Origin of the sequence: Microbacterium sp. UBA7513 (assembly GCF_002478345.1) — a bacterium.
Lineage (GTDB): Bacteria > Actinomycetota > Actinomycetes > Actinomycetales > Microbacteriaceae > Microbacterium.
In genome coordinates this window covers 1-5,016 of record NZ_DLNJ01000026.1, presented here as the reverse complement: position 1 = coordinate 5,016, position 5,016 = coordinate 1, and the positions used below count along the sequence as shown (strand labels likewise).

The window sequence follows — 5,016 nt, the reverse complement described above, 5'->3', positions numbered from 1 at the left end:
GCGCTTCGCGACGATCGCGGGGACGAGGGCCTGACCGGCGACGTTCACGGCCGTGCGGCCCATGTCGAGGATCGGGTCGATCGCGAGCAGCAGGCCGACGCCCTCGAGCGGCAGACCCAGGGTGGACAGCGTCAGCGTGAGCATGACGACCGCGCCCGTGGTGCCGGCGGTGGCGGCGGAACCCACGACCGAGACGATCACGATCAGCAGGTACTGCACGAAGTTCAGCTCGATGCCGAAGAACTGCGCGACGAAGATCGCGGCGATGGCCGGGTAGATCGCGGCGCAGCCGTCCATCTTCGTCGTCGCGCCCAGCGGCACGGCGAACGAGGCGTAGGAGCGGGGCACACCGAGGTTGCGCTCGGTCACGCGCTCCGTGAGGGGGAGCGTGCCGATGGAGGAGCGGCTCACGAAGGCGAGCTGCACCGCCGGCCACACACCCGAGAAGTACTGCTTGATGGAGAGGCCGTGCGTGCGCACCAGGATCGGGTACACGACGAACAGCACGAGCGCGAGGCCGATGTAGACGGCGGCCGCGAACCAGCCGAGCGACGCGAGCTTCTCCCAGCCGTACTTGATGACGGCGGAGCCGATGAGGCCGAACGTGCCGAGCGGGGCGATGCGGATGATCCACCACAGCACGCGCTGGATGACCTTGAGCAGAGACTCGGTGAAGACGAGGAACGGCTCCGCCTTCTTGCCGGCCTTGAGCGCCGCGATGCCGACGACGGCCGCGACCACGATCACCTGGAGGATGTTGAAGCCGACGCTCGAGGTGAACGCGCCCTCGGTGGCTCCGGGGGAGGTGCTGACGGTCAGGCCGAGGAAGTTCTGCGGGATGAGGCCGAGGAGGAAGTTCCACCAGGTGCCGACCGTGTATGGCTCGCCCGGCTCCAGGCCCTCGCCGGCGCGGCTGCCCGGCTGGATCACGAGACCGAGGACGATGCCGATGATGACCGCGATGAAGGCGGTGATCGCGAACCACAGGATCGTCTGGCCGGCGAGGCGGGCGGCGTTCTGCACGCGACGGAGGTTCGAGATGCTGGCGACGATCGCGGTGAAGATCAGCGGGACGACGGCCGCGCGGAGCAGCGTGACGTAGGAGCTGCCGATCGTGTCGAGGGTCGCCGACAGGCCGGTCGGGTTCTCGGCCGTGGCGCCGAGCTGGCGGCCGATCAGACCGGCGGCGATGCCGAGGACGAGGGCGGCGATGATCTGGAAGCCGAACGAGGTCAGCAGCTTCCGGACCGGCCCGCGGGTGTCTGGCGCCTTCTGGGCGCGTGCGGTGGTGCTCATTGAGGTGGGGACTCCAGAATCGCGGCGCGCCGGGTGCACGCCATGAGGCTCAACGCTAGGAGAGCCTGAGAATTCCCTGGGCGGTTATGACGAAGGATGACGGCCGCCCTCCCAGGCCGTCACCCTTCGCTGCGTGCCGCCCTCAGGGCGTGACGCAGTCCTGGAGGTTGTCCTGGATGATCTGGGTCGTGAGGGCCTTGTCGGCCTCGTCCCGCTGCTTGTCCTCGCCGTCGGCGATGTAGCCGAGCGTCTCGTCGCTGAGGTCGGAGTCGACGAGGGCTTCCGCCAGGCAGGTGGCGGCGTCGTCGGTCATGGCCTCCTCCTGCGGGGTGCCCTCGAAGACCTTCTGGATGCCGTCGGCGACCTCGCCGACCGAGGGACGGCTCTCTCCGGCGCAGGCGGCGAGGGAGAAGGCGAGGGCAGCGGCCGGGACGATCGCCAGGAGGCGGAGGCCGCGACGCGAGGGGATGCGGGTGCTGGTCATGAGGCGACGGTACCCACTCACAGCCGACTCATAGAAGGGGCTTGCGTTCCCGTGCGTGACCGTGCTCGCCCTCCCGCCGACCCACCCCTCTTCGTGCGTCCCGGCCCCCTGCGTGCGTCCGTAAGGGGCCGGGGTGCGCGGAAGGGGGTGGGTCGAGAGGGGTCAGCGGTCGGCGAGGACGAGGAGGTCGCCGACCTCGCAGTCGAGCGCCTCGCAGATGGCCCGCAGCGTGGAGTAGCGGATCGCGCGGGCGCGGTCGTTCTTCAGCACGGACAGGTTCACGATGCTGACGCCGACGGCGGCGCTCAGCTCCGTCAGCGTCATCCCGCGGGCGACCAGCAGCTCGTCCAGACGGCAGTGGATGCCGGTGAACTCGTCGTCGCTCTCCGCCGGGCTCACACCAGGCCCTCCGTCTCGCGCTCCAGGGCGGCCCGCTCCTGCTCTACGCGCATGCCCTGACGGAACACCGCGGCGAGGGCGAGGAGGCCGAGCGCCGCGGCGAACGGCAGCGGTGTGACGGTGAGCCAGTAGGTGTGCGGGTACCAGGTGCTGTCCGCCGGCAGGGCCTCGCGCAGTCCGGTGGTGGCGGCGATGCCGTTGAGGAGATCCGAGAGGACGCCCAGCACCCCGAACGCGATCGCGCCCCCGACGAGGGCGCGGGTCACGGTGCGGGAGAACGCGCGGCCGCGGAGGGTGTGGAAGCAGATGAGCGCGAGGACCACGGCGGGGATCGTGGTCAGGGCGAGGGTGCTGAGCTGTGCGGCCGCGGCGAGGAGGCGCAGCCCGAGCGAGGCGTTTCCGACCGTGAAGTCCGACAGCTCCGTACCGCCGCAGGTGAGCATCGTCGTCGTGCTGTCGCCGTACTCCGAGCACGGGAGGCTCGAGGGCCAGTCGAGGAAGACGATCGTCCGGCCGTGCAACTCCGCCCAGTCGACGGTGAACGCCTTGACGACGATGACCACCGCGCCGAGTGCGGAGAGCGTGATCCACCATCCGGACAGCGTGAGCGCCGCGTCGAGGGCGACCGTGCGGCTGCCACGGCGACGGCTGTTCCAGACCACGAGGGCGACGACGGCCGCACACACCGCGAGCGCGATCCCGATGTTGAGCAGAGACGGCCAGACGGCCTCCGAGCCGAACGAGATCATCAGACCAGTCCCTCCGTCTCCTTCTCCAGCACGACCTTCTCCTGTTGCAGCCGGATGCCGCGACGGAAGGCGACGGCGATGAGGCCGATGGTGACCCCGGTGGCGAAGATGGGGGCGACGGCCCAGAACTCGATCGGATGCACCGGTTCGCCGTCGCCCAGGCCGAGGGCCGCGGTCACGCCGTTGCGTCCCATCGTCTCGAGCATCACGATCGCCATCGGTGCGAGCACCAGCGTCCAGCCGATCACGTCGAAGGCGCGTGCATTGCCCGCCACGAAGAATCGGCCGCGGAGGAAGTTCCAGGCGACGAGCGTGACCGCACCGATGACGGCGACGGCGGCCAGGGCCCACAGCGCGATGGCGGCGACGATGGCGGCGATCGACACGCTGTTCACCCCCGTGGCGAAGACCATCGCCTCCTGCGCGATGCCCTCGATCGAGATCTGCCCGGAGTCGGTGGTCGCCGAGATCGGCTGCTCGTCGATGGGGAGCGTCCACGCGATCCCGTCGTCGCGGAAGGTGCTGCCCACGCGGAGCACCGTCGCGAGGCCGACGGCCACAAGGGCTGCCGCCGCATAGAAGATGACCGCGCTCGCATCGGCTCGCTCGGAGCGGGTGGCGGTGGTGGCGGTCATCAGACCAGTCCCTCCGTGTCGCGCTGCAGGCGATCCCCGACGACGAAGACCGTTCCCACGATGGCGGCGGCGAAGGCCCCGAGGAGATAGGGGAACGGCTCGACGGTGAGCACCGCGGTGTCGAACGACCCCTCGGTCACCTGGGCCATGGCGGCGCCGGCGAGCATGTTGTCGAAGAAGCGGGCGGCGGCCGCCCCCACGAGGGCCAGGATGGCCGCCCCCATCACCAGCCTCGTGTTCGTGCGATCGAAGACGGTCCCGCGCAGGATGCGCAGGCTCAGGGTGATCAGAGCGGCGACGAGTCCTGCCGTGGTGACCGCGAACGCGATCTGGCCGAGCACGCCGGGCACGACTCCGGTCGCGGGGAGACCGGTCACCGTGACCACCCCCGCATCGATGACGACGGGGAGGCTCTCCTCGTCTGCGGTCGCGATCGCGGGCGCATCGATGAACTCCACGCTGACAGGGATCGTCGCCTGTGAGGTGAGCTCCACGATCCGCACCGTGGCCAGGCAGACGGAGGTGATCGCGATGAAAGCTCCCACCAGGATGAACAGCGCCAGCGCCACGCGGTCCCCCGTCGACAGCGTTCGTTCCGTGTTCCGCACGTCGGCTCCTCCCAGTCCGTGTTTATCGACTTTCGTTAACATAACGACTGTCGATAAACCCGTCAAGGCCTCGCTATGCCCACGGCGAACACGGGCATACCCGCCATTTCTGGTCGTTACTCTCGATGTACAAGCGCTTCATGCGTCTTCGCCCCGTGCGAATAAGGAGTCAACATGTTCGAGAGATTCACGGACCGAGCCCGTCGAGTGGTCGTCCTCGCCCAAGAAGAGGCGAAGATGCTCAACCACAACTACATCGGCACCGAGCACATCCTGCTCGGCCTCATCCACGAGGGCGAGGGCGTCGCAGCCAAGGCGCTGGAGTCGCTCGGCATCTCCCTCGACGCCGTGCGCGAGCAGGTGCAGGACATCATCGGCCAGGGTCAGCAGCAGCCGACCGGCCACATCCCGTTCACGCCGCGCGCCAAGAAGGTGCTCGAGCTGAGCCTCCGCGAGGCCCTGCAGCTCGGTCACAACTACATCGGCACCGAGCACATCCTCCTCGGCCTCATCCGCGAGGGTGAGGGCGTGGCCGCTCAGGTGCTCGTCAAGCTGGGCGCCGACCTCAACAAGGTGCGGCAGCAGGTCATCCAGCTGCTCTCCGGCGCTCCGGGCCGCGAGCCCGCGTCCGTCGGCGCGCAGTCCAACGACACCCCCTCGGGTGCGCAGGGCGGCTCGCAGGTGCTCGACCAGTTCGGTCGCAACCTCACGCAGGCCGCGCGCGACAACAAGCTCGACCCGGTGATCGGGCGCGAGAAGGAGGCGGAGCGGGTCATGCAGATCCTCTCCCGCCGCTCCAAGAACAACCCCGTCCTGATCGGCGAGCCCGGCGTCGGCAAGACCGC

7 protein-coding genes are annotated in these 5,016 nt (G+C 69.3%); 1 reads left to right on the top strand and 6 read right to left on the bottom strand.

Translation table 11 applies throughout. From position 1 onward, the window contains the following. From B2W79_RS14640 to B2W79_RS14615, 6 genes are all read right to left on the bottom strand, one after another. A partial coding sequence (locus B2W79_RS14640; protein WP_292790620.1) for a dicarboxylate/amino acid:cation symporter occupies positions 1–1,296 on the bottom strand: 1,296 nt, incomplete at its 3' end. A 142-nt stretch (positions 1,297–1,438) separates the two neighbouring features. Beyond that, positions 1,439–1,780, bottom strand: coding sequence for a hypothetical protein (locus tag B2W79_RS14635; RefSeq protein ID WP_292790617.1), 342 nt, complete (start codon positions 1,778–1,780; stop codon positions 1,439–1,441). Between the two features lie 162 nt (positions 1,781–1,942). After that, the gene (locus B2W79_RS14630; RefSeq protein ID WP_071329944.1) at positions 1,943–2,179 is read right to left on the bottom strand and encodes a helix-turn-helix domain-containing protein; all 237 of its coding nucleotides are present in this window, start codon (positions 2,177–2,179) and stop codon (positions 1,943–1,945) included. Continuing rightward, a complete protein-coding gene (locus B2W79_RS14625) occupies positions 2,176–2,928 on the bottom strand; it encodes a hypothetical protein (protein ID WP_071329945.1) in 753 nt (250 codons plus the stop codon). The genes B2W79_RS14630 and B2W79_RS14625 overlap by 4 nt, the downstream gene beginning before the upstream one ends. Further along, complete coding sequence (locus tag B2W79_RS14620) at positions 2,928–3,563, bottom strand: hypothetical protein (RefSeq protein ID WP_292790612.1); 636 nt, start codon at positions 3,561–3,563, stop codon at positions 2,928–2,930. The genes B2W79_RS14625 and B2W79_RS14620 overlap by 1 nt, the downstream gene beginning before the upstream one ends. Beyond that, positions 3,563–4,171, bottom strand: coding sequence for a hypothetical protein (locus B2W79_RS14615; RefSeq protein ID WP_071329947.1), 609 nt, complete (start codon positions 4,169–4,171; stop codon positions 3,563–3,565). Before B2W79_RS14615 ends, B2W79_RS14620 begins: the two co-directional genes overlap by 1 nt. 174 nt (positions 4,172–4,345) lie before the next feature. Here B2W79_RS14615 and B2W79_RS14610 point away from each other — a divergent pair. After that, the coding region (locus B2W79_RS14610; RefSeq protein WP_292790607.1) for a Clp protease N-terminal domain-containing protein at positions 4,346–5,016 on the top strand (671 nt) is incomplete at its 3' end.

What these genes read in the sequence shown, in the direction of transcription:
- B2W79_RS14635 (WP_292790617.1), bottom strand. Translation starts at nt 1,780, where the DNA reads ATGACCAGCACCCGCATCCCCTCGCGTCGCGGCCTCCGCCTCCTGGCG.
- B2W79_RS14625 (WP_071329945.1), bottom strand. Translation starts at nt 2,928, where the DNA reads ATGATCTCGTTCGGCTCGGAGGCCGTCTGGCCGTCTCTGCTCAACATC.
- B2W79_RS14620 (WP_292790612.1), bottom strand. Translation starts at nt 3,563, where the DNA reads ATGACCGCCACCACCGCCACCCGCTCCGAGCGAGCCGATGCGAGCGCG.